The 18772-nt window shown below is 65.6% G+C and carries 20 protein-coding genes; 8 read left to right on the top strand and 12 right to left on the bottom strand.

Annotated features, from left to right (window positions below; genetic code table 11):
- Positions 1-30 precede the first annotated feature (30 nt).
- From AC3WLX_RS20810 to AC3WLX_RS20830, 5 genes are read right to left on the bottom strand one after another with little or no spacing between them, the layout of a single operon-like run.
- Entirely contained in the window at positions 31-762 is a 732-nt protein-coding gene (locus AC3WLX_RS20810; RefSeq protein ID WP_492337398.1) for an ABC transporter ATP-binding protein, read from the bottom strand.
- Complete coding sequence (locus tag AC3WLX_RS20815; protein WP_492337399.1) at positions 755-1504, bottom strand: ABC transporter ATP-binding protein; 750 nt, start codon at positions 1502-1504, stop codon at positions 755-757. Before AC3WLX_RS20815 ends, AC3WLX_RS20810 begins: the two co-directional genes overlap by 8 nt.
- Complete coding sequence (locus AC3WLX_RS20820; protein WP_492337400.1) at positions 1497-2435, bottom strand: branched-chain amino acid ABC transporter permease; 939 nt, start codon at positions 2433-2435, stop codon at positions 1497-1499. Before AC3WLX_RS20820 ends, AC3WLX_RS20815 begins: the two co-directional genes overlap by 8 nt.
- Positions 2432-3298, bottom strand: coding sequence for a branched-chain amino acid ABC transporter permease (locus AC3WLX_RS20825; RefSeq protein ID WP_492337401.1), 867 nt, complete (start codon positions 3296-3298; stop codon positions 2432-2434). The genes AC3WLX_RS20820 and AC3WLX_RS20825 overlap by 4 nt, the downstream gene beginning before the upstream one ends.
- A 15-nt stretch (positions 3299-3313) precedes the next feature.
- Positions 3314-4507: an amino acid ABC transporter substrate-binding protein gene (locus AC3WLX_RS20830; RefSeq protein WP_492337402.1), complete on the bottom strand. Its 1194-nt coding sequence runs from the start codon at positions 4505-4507 to the stop codon at positions 3314-3316.
- Positions 4508-4701: 194 nt separating this feature from the next.
- Here AC3WLX_RS20830 and AC3WLX_RS20835 point away from each other — a divergent pair, with 194 nt between their 5' ends.
- On the top strand, positions 4702-5604 hold the full coding sequence (locus tag AC3WLX_RS20835) for a LysR family transcriptional regulator (RefSeq protein WP_492337403.1): 903 nt from the start codon (positions 4702-4704) through the stop codon (positions 5602-5604).
- Between the two features lie 166 nt (positions 5605-5770).
- Positions 5771-7678, top strand: coding sequence for an acyl-CoA synthetase (locus tag AC3WLX_RS20840; protein ID WP_492337404.1), 1908 nt, complete (start codon positions 5771-5773; stop codon positions 7676-7678).
- A 121-nt stretch (positions 7679-7799) separates the two neighbouring features.
- Here AC3WLX_RS20840 and AC3WLX_RS20845 read toward each other — a convergent pair whose 3' ends face one another.
- Together AC3WLX_RS20845 and purB are read right to left on the bottom strand one after the other, a co-directional pair.
- A complete protein-coding gene (locus AC3WLX_RS20845; RefSeq protein ID WP_492337405.1) occupies positions 7800-8972 on the bottom strand; it encodes a M20 aminoacylase family protein in 1173 nt (390 codons plus the stop codon).
- A 105-nt stretch (positions 8973-9077) separates the two neighbouring features.
- Positions 9078-10385: an adenylosuccinate lyase gene (gene purB, locus AC3WLX_RS20850; RefSeq protein WP_492337406.1), complete on the bottom strand. Its 1308-nt coding sequence runs from the start codon at positions 10383-10385 to the stop codon at positions 9078-9080.
- A gap of 552 nt (positions 10386-10937) precedes the next feature.
- Between purB and AC3WLX_RS20855 the strand changes: the two genes are divergently transcribed.
- Positions 10938-11522 (top strand): TetR/AcrR family transcriptional regulator, encoded by a 585-nt coding sequence (locus AC3WLX_RS20855; protein WP_492337407.1) that lies wholly within the window; start codon positions 10938-10940, stop codon positions 11520-11522.
- Positions 11523-11579: 57 nt separating this feature from the next.
- Here AC3WLX_RS20855 and AC3WLX_RS20860 read toward each other — a convergent pair whose 3' ends face one another.
- Positions 11580-12230, bottom strand: coding sequence for a response regulator (locus tag AC3WLX_RS20860; protein WP_492337408.1), 651 nt, complete (start codon positions 12228-12230; stop codon positions 11580-11582).
- Positions 12231-12237: 7 nt separating this feature from the next.
- Positions 12238-13602 (bottom strand): sensor histidine kinase, encoded by a 1365-nt coding sequence (locus AC3WLX_RS20865; protein WP_492337409.1) that lies wholly within the window; start codon positions 13600-13602, stop codon positions 12238-12240.
- 199 nt (positions 13603-13801) lie between these two features.
- On the opposite strand from AC3WLX_RS20865, the gene AC3WLX_RS20870 reads away from it, so the two are divergent.
- The 5 genes from AC3WLX_RS20870 (at position 13802) to AC3WLX_RS20890 (ending at position 18141) form a co-directional block, all read left to right on the top strand.
- Complete coding sequence (locus AC3WLX_RS20870; RefSeq protein ID WP_492337410.1) at positions 13802-14572, top strand: MotA/TolQ/ExbB proton channel family protein; 771 nt, start codon at positions 13802-13804, stop codon at positions 14570-14572.
- On the top strand, positions 14569-15255 hold the full coding sequence (locus AC3WLX_RS20875; protein WP_492337411.1) for a DUF2135 domain-containing protein: 687 nt from the start codon (positions 14569-14571) through the stop codon (positions 15253-15255). Before AC3WLX_RS20870 ends, AC3WLX_RS20875 begins: the two co-directional genes overlap by 4 nt.
- Complete coding sequence (locus AC3WLX_RS20880; protein ID WP_492337412.1) at positions 15248-15853, top strand: hypothetical protein; 606 nt, start codon at positions 15248-15250, stop codon at positions 15851-15853. The genes AC3WLX_RS20875 and AC3WLX_RS20880 overlap by 8 nt, the downstream gene beginning before the upstream one ends.
- Positions 15854-15970: 117 nt before the next feature.
- On the top strand, positions 15971-16711 hold the full coding sequence (locus AC3WLX_RS20885) for a metallophosphoesterase family protein (RefSeq protein WP_492337413.1): 741 nt from the start codon (positions 15971-15973) through the stop codon (positions 16709-16711).
- Between the two features lie 5 nt (positions 16712-16716).
- The gene (locus AC3WLX_RS20890; RefSeq protein WP_492337414.1) at positions 16717-18141 is read left to right on the top strand and encodes a serine/threonine protein kinase; all 1425 of its coding nucleotides are present in this window, start codon (positions 16717-16719) and stop codon (positions 18139-18141) included.
- Positions 18142-18165: 24 nt separating this feature from the next.
- Here AC3WLX_RS20890 and AC3WLX_RS20895 read toward each other — a convergent pair whose 3' ends face one another.
- From AC3WLX_RS20895 to AC3WLX_RS20905, 3 genes are read right to left on the bottom strand one after another with little or no spacing between them, the layout of a single operon-like run.
- On the bottom strand, positions 18166-18357 hold the full coding sequence (locus AC3WLX_RS20895; protein WP_492337415.1) for a hypothetical protein: 192 nt from the start codon (positions 18355-18357) through the stop codon (positions 18166-18168).
- 24 nt (positions 18358-18381) lie between these two features.
- On the bottom strand, positions 18382-18561 hold the full coding sequence (locus tag AC3WLX_RS20900) for a hypothetical protein (RefSeq protein WP_492337416.1): 180 nt from the start codon (positions 18559-18561) through the stop codon (positions 18382-18384).
- A gap of 4 nt (positions 18562-18565) precedes the next feature.
- Positions 18566-18709, bottom strand: a complete 144-nt coding sequence (locus AC3WLX_RS20905; RefSeq protein WP_492337417.1) for a hypothetical protein — start codon at positions 18707-18709, stop codon at positions 18566-18568.
- Positions 18710-18772 lie beyond the last annotated feature (63 nt).

The raw sequence follows: 18772 nt of genomic DNA on the forward strand, positions 1-18772 counted from the left end.
AACGATTTGGTGACGCGCTGACTCGCTCGCTTATTCCTGGAGCACGCCGAGATAGGCGTCGCGCACGATGGGATCTGCGAGCAACTCCGGGCCGGATCCCGCGCGAACGATACGCCCCATGTCCATGACGAACGCATGGTGACACAGATCGAGCGCGGTGGTGACATCCTGCTCCACCAGCAGGATCGAAGTGCCGTTGGCGTTGAGGGCGCGGAGCGCTGCCACGAGTTGCTCGACCAGCAGCGGCGAAAGCCCCAGTGACAGTTCGTCGATCATCAGCAGCAGAGGTGCGCTCATCAGGCCGCGGCCGATCGCGCACATCTGCTGCTCGCCGCCCGACAGCGTCGCGGCGGCCTGGCGGCGGCGTTCGTGGAGCCGCGGGAAGGTGGCGTAGACCTGGTCGAGATCGCGACTGACTGCAGCCCGGCCGTCCTTGCGCAGGTACGCGCCCATCAGCAGGTTTTCCTCGACGCTCATGGCGCCGAACAGTCGCCGTCCTTCCGGGACGTGCACGATGCCATGAGCGAGAATCTCGGCCGCACTGTCGCCGGTGAAGTCGCGGCCTTCCGAGAAGCAGTTGCCTGCGGCCATCGGGATCAGGCCGGAGAGCACGCGCATCAGGGTGGATTTGCCGGCGCCGTTGGAGCCGATCAGCGCAGTGATCTCGCCGCGACGCACGGCAATGTCGATGCCCCAGAGCACCTGGATTTCGCCATAGCCGGCGCACAGCCCCGTGGTCTCCAGGATGAGCGAGCTAGCCATGGCCGGCGCTCCGCTGCGCATATTTCTGCCCGAGATAGGCTTCGACCACCGCCGGATTGCTGATTACCTCGCGCGGCGCGCCGTCGGCAATCGGCGTCCCGTTGTGCAGCACCACGATTCGCGTGCAGACGTTGAGCACAACCTTCATGAGATGCTCGATCATCACGATAGTGATGCCGCCGGCCGCGAGTTCGTGAATCAGCTTGGTGGCGCGCTCGATCTCGGCGCTGTTGAGGCCGGCGTTGACCTCATCGAGGAACAGCAGCTTCGGCTTCATCGCGAGCGCCTTGGCGAGCTCGAGCCGCTTGCGCATCGCAAGGGTCAGGGTCGCGGCGGGCTGCGAAGCCTGCGCCTCGAGCCCGACGAAGGCGAGATGCGCGCGCGCCGCATCGCGTGCTCCCTTGAGGCTGGCGCCGGGCTGCGAGAACAGTGCGGCGGCCGCGACATTGTCGAGCGCGGTGAACTCGGAGAAGGGTTGCACGATCTGGAAGGTCCGCGACAGGCCGAAGCGGGCGGCCTGATAGGTCTTGATGCGCGTGATGTCGTGGCCGTCGAAGGTCACGGTGCCGGAACTGGCGGGTGTGACCCCGCATATCGTGTTCACCAGCGTGGTCTTGCCGGCGCCGTTTGGGCCGATCAGGCCGAGCACCTCGCCTCTTGAGACCGACAACGTGACCTCGCGCAGCGCCTGCAGGCCGGAGAAATGGCGCGACACGCCTTCGAGGCGGAGCAGCTCAGACATGCTTCACCTTCCGCCACAGATGAGCGGCGCTTAGCGAACTCAACCCGTGCGGCAGGAACAGCAGCAGGACCACGATGAGCAGGCCGAGGACACCGGTGTGGATCTGGATGTAGTTGCGCCACACCACCTCCTCGAGGCCGAGATAGAGGAAGGCGCCGCATGCGACCCCGAGAGGCGAGCCGAGCCCTCCCATCAGCGCCATGACGATCGGCTTGACGGAGTAGAGCACGTCGAACACGTCGGAAGGATCGATGTAATGGACCCAGGCGGCATAGATGCCGCCGGCCGCGCTGACGAAGCAGGCTGACAGGCCAAACGCCACGGCCTTGTAGAGCGTCGTGTTGAGCCCGACCATGCTGGAGGCGGTCTCGTTCTGCCTGATGCAGGCGAGTGCGAAGCCAAGTTTCGAGCCGCTGACGATGATGGCCATCGCCGCGGTTGCGAGCAGCACGCCCCACATCGCGTAGAAGAAGTAGGTAGCCTCCGCCAGGATGCCGGCACCGGCCGCGAGCGGGATATTGAGGCCCATGCCGCCGCCGGTGAGATCGGTGGCGTTGTTGACGAGCTCGCGCAGCACTTCGGCGAGCGAGAGGCTGGCGATCGCAAAATAGTGTCCGCGCAGACGCAGCAGCACGGCGCCGAGAATACCGGCCGCGACGAGCACGCTCAGCGCGGCAAACGCGACCGCCGCCCACAGCGGCCATCCAAGACCGAGCAGGACACCGGCGGCATAGGCGCCGTAACCGAAGAAGGCGGCCGTTGCGAAGGACGGATAACCGGCGAGCCCGCCGACGATGTTCCAGGACAGTGCCAGCACCGCATAGAGGCAGGCGATGGTGCCGAGCCGCAGTGCATAGGCGCCTCCGAACAGCGGCAGCGCGGCGATGCATGCAACGAGGATCAGCAGCGCGATGTTGGTCCGGGTCGTCATTCAAAGCCCTTCCGGCCGACCAGTCCCTGAGGCCGCACGATCAGGAAAACGATGAGCAGGACGAACGACAGCGTGGTCGCATGCGCCGGGCCGAAAAAGGTCGAGCCCACGCCCTCGACCAGCGCCAGCAATAGTCCGCCGGCGAGCGCGCCGGAGACGCTGCCGAGGCCTCCGAGCACGCAGACCACGAAGGCCTTGCCGAGATAGGCCGATGACGTCAACGGTGAGATCGGGAAGATCAGCGCCATCAGCACGCCGGCGCAGCCTGCGAGTGCTGCTCCGAGGCCGAAGGCGATGGCGTAGATCGAGGGGACGTTCACACCCATCAGCACGGCGGCGTCGCGATCGAGACGCACTGCGACGATGGCGCGGCCGATCCGCGACCGACGCAACAGGATGTAGAGCAGGCCGGTGAGTGCCAGCGCCGCCGCCGTCGCGATCAGGCGGTCGACCGGCACGACGACGTCTAGAATCGAAACTGAACCCAGGGACGGCGTCAGCGTCAGCTTGCGATAATCGGCCTTGAAGAAATAGATCATCGCGTTGTTGAGGATCAGGTCGAGGCCAAAGGTCAGCGTCAGCGTGACCAGCACGGGGGCCGTGATCACGCGGTTGAGGATCAGCCGCTGCAGGAGATAGCCGAACACGAAGAAGAGCGGCGCTGCGAGGAGCACGGCGTACCAGGGCGAGACGTGCAGGCTGTTGTAGAGCCCGAGCGCGAGATAGGCCCCGAGCACGATGAACGAGCCGTGGATCAGGTTAATGACGTTGAGGACGCCCCAGACCAGCGAGAAGCCGATCGCGATGCAGGCATAGAGGCAGCCCAGTACGAGCGCGTTGATGAGGATCTGGGCTGCTTGCATGAGTGGCGGCGTGGCTCAGTTCACGCCGATCTTCAGGTCGCCCTGCTGGATGGCCTGCGGAAACAGCACCACCGGCTTGCCGCCCTGAAGCTGGAAGACAGGCGGCTCGAGCGAGTTGATCTGGCCGTTGGTGCCGAATTTCACCGGGCCGAAGAAGGTGACGACATCGAGCTTGGCGAGCTCGTCGCGGACCTTGTCGCGATCGAGCGAGCCGGCCTTTTCGATCGCCATCTGGAACAGCGCGCCGCAGAGCGCGGCGGAGGCCTGGCCGTAATCCGGCTCGCTATTGTACTTGGCCTTGAACAGCTTCACGAAATTCGACGTCGTGCCGAAGATGTCCTTGCCTTCATATCGCTCGGCAGGATGCCACCAGGCGGCGCTGGAGACGTTCTCGGCCGCAGGTCCGAGCGCGTCGATGAATTCCTGATAGGCGGGACCGGCAATCATCGACACGACAGGCGCCTTGATCTGCTGGTCAACCATCTGCTTGCGAACGAGCAGCAGGTCGTTGATGTAGCCGGTGACGAAGATCCATTGCGGGCTCCGCGACTTGATCTGCGACAGGGTGGCAGAGTGATCCAGCGTGCCGATGGCGTATTTCTCGAAGTAGACGACCTCGTAACCTTCCGCCTTGGCCGATTTCTCCATCTCCTGCGCGATGGCGAGCGGGAAGAGGTCGTTGCGGGCGAGGATGGCGACCTTCTTCACATCAGGCACCTTGGCCTTGATGATCTTGGACAGCGGGGTGGTGAGGGTGTCATTCGGCGTGAAGGTCCCGAACAGGTACTTGTAACCCTGGTCGTAGACCTGCGATGACGACGCGGTCGCGGCGAGCGTCGGCATCTTGTATTTCTCGGATACGGTGGAGGCAGCCTTCGCCGCGCCTGAGCCGAACGGGCCGAACATGAAGTTCACGTTGTCCTGGGCGATCATCTGCTCGGTGGCCTGCACCGCGCGGGGGGTGTTCGACTGGTAGTCGGCGTAGACGATCTGCACCTTGTACTTCTTGCCGCCGACGGAGATGCCGCCGGCCTTGTTGGCCTCCTCGGCCCAGAGATCATAGCCCTGCTGCTGCTTGACCGCCTCGGGCGCCAACGCGCCGGTGATCGGCAGGGGTGCGCCGAAGCGGATGACGTCCTCTGCCGATGCAGGCGAGAGCTGAGCCCCCAGTGCAAGCGAGGCGGCGCCCAGAAGGGCGTAATGACGCATGCGGCGAGCAACCCACGACTGATTCATCTCAGCAATTCTCCATGGCGGTCTCTCTGGGATCGAGCATGACAAATCTGCCGTTCGAATAAAAGCATTGAAATTAGAGATCTTAAATCGAATAATTAGAACACTAGTCAGCCCTTGCCGTCCCTTTAGGCAAAGCTTTTCACCGGCTGGAGAGGGGAGCCCCGCCTGTGGTCGAGTCCGCCGCCATTCGATATTTCCGAGAAGTCACCGAGAGCGGCTCGATCAAGCGGGCCGCCATGGCTCTCCGGATCGCGCCGAGCGCGATCAGCCGGCAGGTCCAGGCGCTCGAGGAGGAGTTGTCGGTCAAGCTGTTCGAACGGGGAGCGCGGGGCATGGTGCTGACCGACGCCGGCCGGCTGCTCTATCGCTATGCAGCGGAGAGCCGCCAGCAACTCGACAGCATCCGCGTCAAGGTGCAGGAATTCGAGACGATGCGTCGCGGCCAGGTTAAGTTCGCCGCCGTCGAGGGCATGGTGATGAACTTCCTGTCCAACTTCGTCATTGATCTTTCTGTGGATTATCCCGGCATTTCGACCTCGATGACGGTGGTTGGCTCGCGCGCGGTCGCCGACATGGTCAGCCGCGGCGAAGTCGATCTCGGGATGGTGTTCGGACGCGCGCCGCGCCGCGAGCTGATCGAGCTTGCGCGCATGCGGCAGTCGCTGTGCCTGATCGTGTCGCCGAAACACTCATTGGCCTACCGCGAGAGTTGCTCCGTCCAGGAACTCGCAGGTCTGCGCGTGGTCGTGCCCGACCCATCCTTCGGCATCCGTCAGGAGATCGATCGTGCCTGCACCAATGCCAAGGTGCGGCTGGAGATCTGCAACGAGACGAACTCGCTGGCGTTTGCGCAGACGCTGGCTGCGCGCACGGACCTCGCGACTTTCCTGCCGCGCGATACCGCCATGCCGTCGATCGAAGCCGGCCGGTTGGTCGCCGTTCCGTTGCGGGACAAGCGGCTGGAAGCGACGCAAGTGACCTTGGTGCAGCTCGGCGGCCGCATCTTGTCGCCCTCGTGCGAACTGGTTGCGGACCTGTTGATCGGAAGGATGAAGACCGCGCGGGAGTGACAGTTTAGGCCTGCCGCTCTCGGTCGGTGTGCTTGCCGGCCATGGACGAATGCCAAATCATCCACCATTGTATGTGTGCTCGGCCGGTCAGCGGCCGAGGCCTCGCCGAACCAAAATGTCAAAAAGATATTGGTGGGGACATGCATCTGAGGGAGGACGGAATTTCATGGTGGGCATCCACGCGCTCGATCGGTTGATCGGCAACGACTATCCGGAGCTTTTGACAGACGAGGAGGTCCGGGCGTTCGAGCAGGTCCCCTATGCCGACCGCGTCGCGGCCGAGAGCACCTATGACGCGATCAGGCTCGGTGCCGAGCGCAACCCCGACGGGGCGGCGATCCGGTTCCTGCAAAACGCCGATCCCGCCGACACGCCACTGGTCGTCACGCATCGCGATTTCATCGCGCGCGTCACGCAGGCCGCCAACATGTTTCACGCGCTCGGCGCCGAGAAGGGCGACGTCATCAGCTTCATGTTGCCGCTGGTGCCGGATGCGTTCGTCACGCTGTTCGGCGCGGAGGCTGCCGGCATCGCCAACCCCGTCAATCCGCTGCTCGAGCCGCACCAGATCGCGGAGATCCTGGAGGCCGCGAACACCAAGATCCTGGTCGCGCTCGGGCCGATGCCGGGCACCGACATCTGGCAGAAGGTCGAGCAGATCAGACCGCAATTGAAGCATCTCAAGGCGATCGTGCAGGTGTTCGGGGGCGGGGATCCGGCCAAGGGCATCTTTGCCTTCAGCGACCTGATCAAGCAGCAGCCGGCCGACCGGCTCGTCAGCGGACGCCAGATCCGCGGCAGCGACATCGCCGCCTATTTCCATACCGGCGGCACCACGGGGACGCCCAAGCTGGTGCGGCACACCCATGCCAACCAAGTCTATCAGGCCTGGGCGCTCAATCTGCTGCTGAAGGGCAAGCCCGGCACCAACTTGCTGTTCGGCATGCCGCTGTTTCATGTCGGTGGATCGCTGACCCAGGTGCTGACCACGCTGTCGGGCGGGGGCTCGCTGGTGGTGCTGTCGCCGAGCGGCTGGCGCAACCCGAACGCGGTGAAGAACATCTGGCAGCTCGTCGAGCGCTTCAAGCCCGAAGCCCTGTCGAGCGTGCCGACCGTGCTCGCCGCGACGCTTGGGGTGCCTCCGGGGAATGCGGATATCTCGAGCCTGAAATATGCGGCCGGCGGCGGCTCGGCGATCCCCGTTGCGGTCGGCTCGGCGATTCAGGAGAAACTGAAGCTGCCGGTGGTCGAGGTCTATGGCATGACCGAGACCTCGAGCGTGCACACGCTCGCTTATCCGGGCCGGCCGATCCGGCTCGGCTCGGTCGGTCTGCCGATGCCCTACGCGCGGGTGCGGGTCGTGCAGCTCGATGCCGAAGGACGCCTGATCCGGGACTGCAAGCCGGACGAGATCGGCGTCGTCATCATGGCGGGACCTGGCGTGTTCGGCGGCTATCTCAACGACGAACACAACAAGGGCGCCTTGGTCGACGGGATCTGGGTCAATTCCGGCGATCTCGGCCGGCTCGATGCCGACGGCTATCTCTGGATCACCGGCCGCGCCAAGGATCTCGTGATCCGCGGCGGCCACAACATCGATCCTGCGCCGGTCGAGGAGATCATGTTCAGGCATCCCGCGGTCGGCTTCGCCGCTGTGGTCGGTCAGCCGGATGCTTACGCAGGCGAATTGCCGGTGGGCTACGTGCAGCTGAAGCCTGGCGCGACGGTCGAGCCGGGCGAGCTCGAGGCCTGGGTGCGCGAGCGCACGCCGGAACGCGCCGCCGTTCCGGTGCAGGTCATCCCGATCGATCCGATGCCGGTGACGGGCGTCGGCAAGGTGTTCAAGCCGCAGCTGCGCTGGGACGCGGCCGAGCGCGTGTTCACCAAGGTGTTGGCTCCGCTCATCGAGCGCGGCATCGATTGCAGGGTCAAGGTCGGTCCCCACGGCAGCCACGGCTCGATCGCGACCGTGACGCTTGCGGGCTTGCCACAGGACCAGCGCGAGGCGGTTGCGGGCGAGGTGCACGCGCTGCTTGCACCGTTCGTGATGCGGCACGAGGTGGTGCAGGCGTAAGGCACGTGCGTTGAATCGTGGCCCGGATGAGCGAAGCGATATCCGGACTGAGACGACCCGGTGTAGCTTTCCCGGGGGTCGCTTCGCTCACCCGGGCTACAAGCCGCAAGCGGAGACGGTGTTACTCCGCTGGCATCCGCGTCTCGACCAGACGCGCCCAGAACGAGGCGCCGTGGCCGAGGATGTTGTCGTTGAAAATGTAACCCGGGTGGTGGCACTCGTTGCCGTCGCCCATGCCGACAAGCACCATGGCGCCGGGGCGTGCTTCCAGCATGAACGAGAAGTCCTCGGCACCCATCATCGGGATGAACTTGTCGTTGACGCGATCAGTGCCGACGATGTCGCGGGCGACCTCGGCAGCAAGGCCGGCCTCGCGGGCATGGTTCATCGTCACCGGATACATCCGCGAGTACTTCGTCTCGGCCGAGCCGCCATAGGCGCGCGCGATGCTGTCGGCAACTTCGCCGATGCGGCGCTCGACGAGATCGCGCACCTCGGGGTCGAGCGTGCGCACGGTGCCGCCGAGCTCGGCGACCTCCGGGATGATGTTGAAGGCGGTGCCGGAATGGAATTGCGTGATCGAGATCACCGCCGACTTCAGCGGGTCGACGTTGCGCGCGACGATCGATTGCAGCGCATTCACGATCTGCGAACCGATCAGCACGCTGTCGACGGATTTGTGCGGGCCTGCGCCGGCGTGGCCGCCCTTGCCGCGGACGGTGATCTGGATGTTGTCGGAGGAGGCGAGCATCGGGCCGGGCGTGGTGGCGAAATGGCCTTCGGGCAGGCCCGGCATGTTGTGCATGCCGTAGACCTCCTGGATATTCCAGCGCGTCATCAAGCCGTCCTCGACCATGGCCTTGCCGCCGCCGCCACCTTCCTCCGCGGGCTGGAAGATCATCACGGCCGCGCCGTCGAAATTGCGCGTCTCGGCGAGATATTTTGCCGCGCCCAGCAGCATCGCGGTGTGGCCGTCATGGCCGCAGGCGTGCATCTTGCCCGGGATCTTCGAGGCGTAAGGCACGCCCGACGTCTCCATGATCGGCAGCGCGTCCATGTCGGCGCGCAGGCCGATGGCCTTGCCGGAGCCCGATTTGCGGCCGCGGATCACCCCGACCACGCCGGTGCGGCCGATGCCGGTCACCACCTCGTCGCAGCCGAACTCCCTGAGCTTGTCCGCGACGATGCCGGCGGTGCGGTGGACTTCGTAGAGCAGTTCGGGGTTCTCGTGGAGGTCATGGCGCCAGGCGGCCATTTCGTCGGAGAGGGCGGCAACGCGGTTGACGATGGGCATGAGGGATTCCGTCTTTTTCGTAGGGCGGGTTAGCGTAGCGTAACCCGCCGCGTTGCCGGGGACAGAAGGCGGATTACGCTTCGCTAATCCGCCCTACGGAACTCGTCAGCTCTCGCCGAACACGCGCTTGAAGATGGTGTCGACGTGCTTGAGGTGATAGCCGAGGTCGAACTGCTCCTCGATCTCGGCGTCGGTGAGATAGGTCTTCACCTCGGCATCCTTCTTCAGCAGCTGGAGGAAGTCGCCTTCGCCGCGCCAGACCGGCATGGCGTTGCGCTGCACCAGCTTGTAGGCGTCCTCGCGGCTGGCGCCCTTCTGCGTCAGCGCCAGGAGCACGCGCTGCGAATGCACGAGGCCGCCGAGGCGGTCGAGGTTCTTCTGCATGTTGGCGGGGTACACCAGCAGCTTGTCGATCAGGCCGGCGAGGCGCACCAGCGCGAAGTCGAGCGTCACGGTCGCGTCCGGGCCCATCATGCGCTCGGCGGAGGAGTGCGAGATGTCGCGCTCGTGCCAGAGCACGACGTTCTCCAGCGCCGGCGTCACATAGGCCCGCACCATGCGGGAGAGGCCGGTGAGGTTCTCCGACAGCACCGGATTGCGCTTGTGCGGCATCGCCGAGGAGCCCTTTTGCCCTTCCGAGAAGAACTCCTCGGCCTCCAGCACCTCGGTGCGCTGCATGTGGCGAATCTCGACCGCAATGCGCTCGATCGAGGAGGCGATCACGCCGAGGGTGGAGAAATACATCGCGTGGCGGTCGCGCGGGATCACCTGGGTCGAGATCGGCTCGGGGACGAGACCCATGGCTTTCGCGACATGCTCTTCGACGCGCGGGTCGATCTGCGCGAAGGTGCCGACGGCGCCCGAGATGGCGCAGGTCGCGACTTCCTTCCGCGCCGCGATCAGGCGCTCCTTGGCCCGGGTGAATTCGGCATAGGCGTAGGCGAGCTTGAGGCCGAAGGTCACCGGCTCGGCATGGATGCCGTGGCTGCGCCCGATGGTCGGCGTCATCTTGTGCTCGAAGGCGCGCTTCTTCAGCGCGGCCAGCACCTTGTCGAGGTCGGCGAGCAGGAGGTCGGCAGCGCGGGTGAGCTGGACGTTGAGGCAGGTGTCGAGCACGTCGGAGGAGGTCATGCCCTGGTGCACGAAGCGCGCCTCGGGGCCGACGATCTCGGCGAGATGGGTGAGGAAGGCGATGACGTCGTGCTTGGTTTCGCGCTCGATCTCGTCGATGCGGGCGACGTCGAAGGTGGCGTTCTTGGCCTTGGCCCAGACCGTTTTGGCGGCCTCCTTGGGGATGGTCCCGAGTTCGGCCAGGGCGTCCGCCGCATGCGCCTCGATCTCGAACCAGATCTTGAACCGGGTCTGCGGTTCCCAGATCGAGGCCATTTCGGGACGGGTATAGCGGGGGATCATTGGGGCGGCTCCAGGAAGGTGGGCGGGCGGTCGCAAGGGGGCGCCGGCCAGAATGCTTTTTACGCCGTGATGTAACAGAGCGGGCAGGGCGAAACAAACGGTCTGGGCCGCGGGAGGCCGGGAGGCGCCCGGCTGTCCACCGACCGGGCAGCAGGGGGCCGGCCAGCCTACAAAAAGGAGCTGTCAATCACGGATCATTGACTGACAGATATTGAAATCTGTCAGCGAGACGTGTATATCCGTCCACGGACGTTCCGATTGGGCGTCCCGCGACAAGCCCCGGGGAGCCCGACATCCGACAAGCTCGGATCGGAAGGCGAGTTGAAGAACGGGGACCGCGGACGAATGGAGACTTAGGACAATGACCACCGAAATCATCAATCTCACCGGCGTGATTGGGCAATGGCTCAATTTGCTGGTGGCGCGCCGGATCGCGGCGCAGGCTGCAAAACTGCCGCATTAAGGCATAGGCTTCCGAACGACCGGCAAGGGCGCTTCGGAAGTGGCCCTACTGCCGGGAAACTGAGCCCTGAACGGGAATATGGTGCTGGCATGAATGAAGCCGTTGTCTTGACGCCGGAGCGGATCCTCGAAGTCACCGAGGACGTGCTCAGGCGTTACGGACTTGCCAAGGCCACCGTGGTCGACGTTGCCCGTGCGCTCGATGTGAGCCACGGCAGCGTCTATCGCCATTTCCCGAGCAAGGCCTCGCTGCGCGAGGCCGTTGCCAAGCGCTGGCTCGACCGCATCGACGCGCCGCTCCGTGCGATCGCAGAGGAGCAGGGGCCGGCGCCCGTGCGCCTCGACCGCTGGCTGCGGACGCTGTTTGCCGCCAAGCGTTCGCGCGTGCTCGACGACCCCGAGATGTTCGACACTTATCTGACCCTCGCGCGGGAGGCCTGTGCGGCCGTCAAGTGTCACAAGGACACCATGATCGACCAGATCGCGGCGATCCTGACCGACGGCGTCAAGCAGGGCGAATTCGCCGTTGGCGACGTGAAGGCGACCGCGCGCGCGATCTTCGATGCGACCGTCCGCTTTCATCATCCCGCCCATGCCGACGAGTGGAAGGACGCCGATCTGACCGCGCGCGTCGATGCGACGCTGGCGCTGCTGCTGCGCGGGTTGAAGGCTTAAGTCACGTTTCCCCGTCATGGCCGGGCTTGTCCCGGCCACCCACGCCACGCAGCTCCGTTAAATCCTCGTCAGCCCACAAGCAGCGGCGAGCCGCACCAGCTGCGCATCCGTGCCGGCGCCGGTCTTCGACTTGATCAGGTAGTGATAGTTCTGCACCGTCTTGACGCTGAGATTGAGATGCGCCGCGATCTCTTCCGTGGTGGCGCCGCCGGCGAACTGGCGCAGGATCTCGATCTCGCGCTCGCCCAGTTGATCCAGCACTGAACCCGCCGACAGGCTGTCCTCCGCCAGAATATGCGCGATGTCGTCGCTCATGGCGCGCTCGCCGCGGGCGACGCTGCGGATGGCGTTCACGACGGCGGACGGTTCGCTGCTCTTGGTGACGAAGCCGCTCGCGCCCGCGCCGAAGGCCGCCTTCACTAGGACGGCCTCGTTGTGCATGGTGAAGACGAGAATGCGCGCCCGCGGGCTGCGGGCGCGGATGTTGCGGATCGCCTCCAGCCCGCTCGCGCCCGGCATCGAGATATCGAGCAGGACGACATCGGGGTCGTGCGTCTTGAAGGCAGCATAGGCGTCCGCGGCGTTGTCGGCTTCAGCCACGACATGCAGATCGCCCTGGCTTTCCAGCACGCGCCGATAGCCTTGCCGGACGATCGGGTGGTCGTCGACCAGCAGCACGGCGATGCCTGTTGCGGCCACCTCGCTCATCCCGGCCTCATGCGGCGAGCGGAATGGTGGCGGCGACGCTGAGGCCGCGGTTCGCAGGCAGGATCGACAGTGATCCACCGGCGGCCGTGACGCGCTCGCGTATGCCGGTCAGGCCGAAGCCGGCCGATTGCGCGACACGCTCGGCATCGCCGCCGCCGTCGTCCTCGACGCGGATCAGCAGGGCATCGTCCTCGCCGGCGCGGCGTTCGACGCGCAGTGAGATCTCGCGCGCCGCGCTGTGACGCAGCGCGTTGGTGAGGCATTCCTGCGCGACACGATAGGCCGTGGTGGCAGCCGGCCCGCTGATGTCGGTGAGGTCGCCCCTGAGATCGAGCTGGATCGCCGGCCGCGCCGTGCTGTGCGAGCGCCAGCTGTCTACGAGATTGACGAGGCTGGCTTCGAGCCCGAGCTCCTCGGGCAGCGGATTGCGCAGCCGCTTGAGCGCATCGCGCAGCGAGGCCATCAAATGGTGGGTGGCCTGCGAGATCATGCGTGCGTCCTGCGCGATGGCATCGTCCTCGTTCCGCTTCGTGCTCGCCGTTTCGATCGTGTTGGCAAAGGCGAGGATGGCGGACAGGTTCTGCCCGAACTCGTCGTGCAGCTCGCGGGCGAGGGCGCGGCGCTCGTCGTCGCGGATTTCGATCAGGCGCCGCGCCAGCGCCGCGCGCTGTTCGGTGACTTCCTCCAGCCGGCCGCCGAGCTCGCCGACGGCGCTGCCGATCATCGCCAGCTCCATCGAGCGGAAGCGCGGCAGTTTCGTACGATATTGACCGCGCGCCATGCGTTGAAGCGCGGCGACGATCGCGCGCGCCGGCGCAAGTGCGTGCGCGATGGCGAGCGAAGCGAGCAGTGCGATCGCGGCGGCCATCAGCAGCGCCACGTCGATGACGTTGAGGATGTACGCCCAGGCGAGCGAGATCGCGGCGGCGGCATCGGGCGTCGCAACGACAGTGCCGGCGGACGCGGCGCGCGGGCTGATGGGCCGCACCGCCTCGGCGTGGCTGCCGAGGAAGGTGATGGCGGCGAACCAGCGCGGCGGCGTCTCGCCCAGCCCCTCGCTTTGGCCGCAGAGCGGCTTCTCGAAAGCCGCGGCCGGCTGGAACTCGACGCAGATGCCAGGCGAGATCAGCTTCATCGTCTCCAGCGTGCGCCAGTCCGGAACCGGCACAAGCTGCTCGCGCGCTCTGCTGCTGCGCAACAAAAGCTCGCGCCAATACAGCGCCTGAAGCGCCTGCGCGACCCGCTGGGCGGAGGCGGCGGTCGCCCGGTCGACGCTGCGATAGGCGTCGAATGTGGCCCACACGGTCGCGGCTCCCAGGCAGAGCACGACGATGAGCAGAAGACGGGCGACAAGCTGAAGCACGAGGCGCATGCGATCACCCCCGACATTTGATAAGGTCAGCCTAACAACGCCGCCGCGCCTTGCCAATTGCAGGGCTGGTCCGGATTGCAGCTCGGGCAAATTTCCCAAGCCGGTCTGGGCATGGGTCTTTGGACCTGAAACGGCGGCTTTGATCTAATCGGTGAGGAGACGTCGCAGGCCGGTGCTTGCAAGCCAGGAGCGGTGCAGCATGAGTTCGATGACGATTGGACCAATCGCGCCCGAGGCTGCCGATCCATCCGAGCGCAGCGCATTGCTGTTCTGGATGATCTTCACCGGGCTATCGATCTTCGCCGTCGTGCTGCTGTGGCGGTTCGGCCTGATCCACCTGATGCTGACCTCGGACCGCACCTACATCTCGAGCGTCATCGCGGGCCTCTATATCCTCACCTGCGGCCACTGCTTCCTGCGGACGCGGGCGATCGCGCGGGAGGGGGCGGCGGCGCGGCGCTGCCGCGCGGTGCTGTCGGCGGCCGGCGGCAGCAAGGCGCTCGAGGCAGGCACGGCAGAACTGCCGCGCGGCCTCGTGCGCGACCATATCGAAAGCCTGGTGACCAAGGCCGCCGCGCAGGACTACCGCCCGGTCGACCAGACCCTGCTGCTGCGGACGCTCGCCGACCGCTTGCGGGGGTCCAACGGGTTCGGAGCCTTCGTCTCCGACACGTTGATGAAGCTGGGCCTGCTCGGCACCATCATCGGCTTCATCATCATGCTGGCGCCGATCGCGGGGCTGGATGCCGCCGACAAGGTCGCGATGCGCTCCTCGATGGGCCTGATGAGCGACGGCATGGCGGTCGCGATGTACACGACGCTGGCCGGCCTCGTCGGCTCGATCCTGGTCCGCATCCAGTACTACATGCTGGATTCCGCAACCCAGCAGTTGTTCTCGGATGCGGTGGTGTTGACCGAGACCTATGTGACGCCGGTGCTGGAGCGCAAGGGTTCTGGTGCGCGGTCATGATGGACGATTTCGGTCTCTATCCGCGCGAGGAGCCGTTCGACCCGCTGGGCGTGATGCTGTTCAAGGCGCTCCAGGTCATCGCGTTCCTGTTTTTCCTCGCGCTGCTCGCGGTCTCTCCGGACGCCAAGGACGGCAAGATCGACTCCAAGGCGGAGTTCATCATCACGATGGACTGGCCGGACAATCATCCCGACGATCTCGACCTGTTCGTGCAGGATCCCGCCGGCAACATCGCCTGGTATCGCCACCGCGAGGCCGGCTTCCTCACGCTCGACCGCGACGACCGTGGCGGGGCCAACAATTTCATCATCGTCAACGGCCAGAAGATCGCCTCGCCCATTCGCGAGGAGATCGTCACCGTGCGCGGCATCCTCGCCGGCGAATACACTGTCAACGTCTCGCATTTCGTCGCCACCACCGGCGAGCCTGTGACCGCCAGTGTGAAGGTCCAAAAGCTCAATCCGGCCGCGCAGGTGATCTTCGACAACAAGCTCACGCTCGACCACACCGGCGACGAGAAGACCGCGGTCCGATTCCGGATCGATGCGGAAGGCAAGGTCGTCGATGTCGATCAGCGGCCGAAATCGCTGCTGGAGACGTTCCGCAGCAGCTGGCGTAACGGCGCCGATCTCGATCCCAGGACCGGCGTGAGCAGGAACGCGACGAGGGTCCGCCGTGACTAACCTGCAGACTGTCATCCTGACGCTGTCGGTCGCCTACGCCGTCATCGGCGCATTGCTGCTGGTCGTGCTGGTCTATGCGCGGCTGCATTGGTCATTGAAAGCGGTCGCCGTGGTCGTGACTAGCACATTCTATGTCGTCAGCTTCACCGAGATGCGTGGGCTGCTCGGCTGGGCCAGCACCGACCGGCTGCCGACCGCCTTCAAGCTCCTGAAGGCCCGCATCGTCGAGCCGCATTCGGTGGACGGCGATCCCGGCTCGATCTACCTCTGGGTCGAGGCGCTGGACGAGGACAATCGCCCGAGCGGCATTCCGCGGGCCTTTCGTGTGCCTTACAATGACCGGCTGGCCGACAAGACCCACGCCGCCGAGAACGAGATCGCGGCCGGACATCCGCAAGGAGGGCGCGCGGCGGATTTCGGCGGCGGCGACGGCAGCTTGATCGACATGGTCCGGGAATACGTGACGCCGAAGACCATCCTGGAGACCAGCGGCGGCGATTCCTCGACCGGCGAGTTCATTGCCCCGCCGGCCGGCGCGGAAGGCGCGGTGTTCACCCCGATCCCGCCACCCCGGATGCCGCCCAAGGACGAGCAATAGGCCCTTCACCATTCCCGCCGAGCAGTGCTGGAAAACGGCCCAGTGCTGGCGCATCTTGTTGACTTCCCTCAATTTGGCCTTTTCGGCCTCGAATAAGAGTCTGAGGGTGGAGGGTGCGTGCTCCTAGCTGTCTTCTCGGATATCCACGGCAACAGGCAGGCGTTCGAGGCCTGCCTGAAACTCGCGCGTGCGAAAGGCGCGGAAGGCTTCGTCCTGCTCGGCGATTTCGTCGGCTATGGCGCCGATCCGGAATGGGTCGTGGACACCGCGATGGAGATGGTTGCACAGGGCGCCATCGCGGTGCGCGGCAATCATGACCAGGCCGTCAATTCCACGGCCGAGACCATGAACGCCGAGGCGCAGATCGCGATCGAATGGACCCGCGGCCGGCTCGACACCGTGCAGCGGCGGTTCCTGGCCGAGTTGCCGATGCAGGTGGACGACGACGGGCGCCTTTTCGTGCACGCGGAAGCCTCTCATCCCCAGCGCTGGCACTATGTCCGCTCGACCGCGGACGCCGCCAAGAGCCTGATCGCGACGAAGGCCCACGTCACGTTCTGCGGCCATGTCCACAGGCCGGCGCTGTATTCGATGTCTGTCACGGCGAAGATGACGAGCTTCGTGCCGAAGACCGATGTCCCCGTGCAGCTCCTGCGCGGGCGGCAATGGCTCGCCGTGCTGGGCTCGGTCGGCCAGCCCCGTGACGGTGATCCGTCGGCATCCTTCGTGCTGTTCGACACGGACTCCTGCGAGATCACCTATTGCCGCGCACCCTATGACGTCGAGACTGCAGCCAGCAGGATCCGCGACAACGGCCTGCCGCCTTGGCTCGCCGACCGTCTGTTGCAGGGGCGCTGACGGCGATGCCCAAACCCCTGGTCAAAACAGGTGCGGAGATCGACGGGTACACGATCGGCGAATGCGTTCATGCCGGCGGCATGGCGACGCTGTGGACCGTCACCCATCCCGGCATCGACGTGCCCTTGCTGATGAAGATCCCGCGGGTGTCGGAAGGCGAGGACCCCGCCGCGATCGTCTCTTTCGAGATGGAGATGATGATCCTGCCGCGGCTTGCGGGTCCGCACGTGCCGGCCTGCTTCGGCACCGGCGACTTCGCCCGCCAGGCCTATGCCGTGATCGAGCGCATCCCGGGCGCTACGCTGTACAAGCGGCTGCCCGAGCTGCCGCTGCCTTATGACGAGGCGCGCGAGCTCGTCGCCAGGATCGCAACCGCGCTGGCCGATCTGCACCGGCAGAACGTGATCCATCACGACATCAAGCCGAGCAGCATCATGTTCCGCGAGTCCGGCGAGGCGGTGCTGATCGACTACGGCTTGTCGCATCACAACCATTTGCCGGATCTGTTGCAGGAGGAATTCCGGCTGCCTTACGGCACCGCGCCCTATATGGCACCCGAGCGGCTGCTCGGCGTGCGCGACGATCCGCGCAGCGATCTGTTTTCGCTCGGCGTGCTGCTGTATTTTTTCACGACCGGCGAGCGTCCGTTTGGGGAGGGCGAGACGCTGCGCGCGATGCGGCGCCGGCTGTGGCGCGACCCGCATCCGCCGCGGAAGCTCCGCGCGGACTATCCGCCCTGGCTTCAGGAGGTGGTGTTGCGGTGTCTGGAGATCGAGCCGGTGTGGCGCTATCCGACCGCGTCCCAGCTCGCCTTCGATCTGACTTATCCGGACCAGGTCAAGCTCACTGCGCGCTCGGAGCGCGTGAAACGCGATCCCCTCAGCGTCGCCTGGCGCCGCCGCTTCAACCAGGGCGTCATGGCGCCGCGCGCGAAATCGGATGTCGCCGCCCAGATCGCATCCAGCCCGATCCTCGCGGTTGCGCTCGACACGGTGGAGGGCGCGTCGGAGCTGAACGAGGCGCTGCGCGTGACCACCGAGCGCATCCTCGCCACCTTGCCGTCGGCGCGACTTGCCTGCGTCAACGTGCTCAAGCTGAACCGGCTTGCGATCGACCGGATGCTGGACGAACAGGGCTCCAATAAGCACATCGACCGTCTGGTGGCACTCAGGCACTGGGCGACGCCGCTCAAGCTGGATGAGAGCCGGCTGTCGGCTCATGTGCTGGAGGCGGTCGATCCCGCCGCCGCAATCCTGGAGTTCGCGCAATCCAACCAGGTCGACCACGTCATCATCGGCGCGCGGCAGAGCTCGTTCAAGCGCACGCTGCTCGGCAGCGTCTCGGCCAAGGTGGCCTCGGAGGCGTCCTGTACCGTCACCGTGGTGCGGCCGCCGCGGATGGCCGGCGATCCCCGCGAAACGGCGGGTTAGGCCGCTAGGCGCCGTCCGGCTGGATCAGGCCGCGCGGACGGTGTGGGCGACGCGATTGCGGCGGATCGGCCAGCAGAACTGCGGCCCCGGCTCGCCGTGATCCGCGCTGCCGCCGAAATACTGGATGATCTCGCGGCAGGGCTCGCAATTGAAGAGGTTACGCGACGCGGACGCCTTGGTCATTTCCTTCAGGCAGTTCGGGCAATGCGGTTTCATGGGGCGGTCCGGAAAAAGGAAGTCTCAGTGTCGGCGTGGCGAGCCAAACGAACGGTCGAGGTCCGTCGTGTCGAGCCCGCCATCGTCGGCCAGCGTGCCCTCGGCTCGCTCGAGGCGGCCGAAGAAATCGTCGAGGTTCGGATGCGGGCGGCGCGGAATACGGCACCTGCGCTTCGGCTGACGTTTCACGAGGGCGAGCTGCATGGCATCAGCGCCGGCGAGGAAGAAGATGGATGATGCGGCCGGAGGATGCGACCTTCACCGGCCGTGCGACGTAGAGGCCGCGAGCTGCAATCGCCGCATTGAATCCCAACCACAACGCTACGCCAGTCCAAATCAGGGTCGTCGTCATGATGTGCTCCCGTCAAAAGCAGGCAGGAGTCACTTGCGGTGATTTGCACGAATCAGGGAAGTC

The sequence above is a fragment of the Bradyrhizobium sp. FW305-F6 genome, assembly GCF_058782905.1.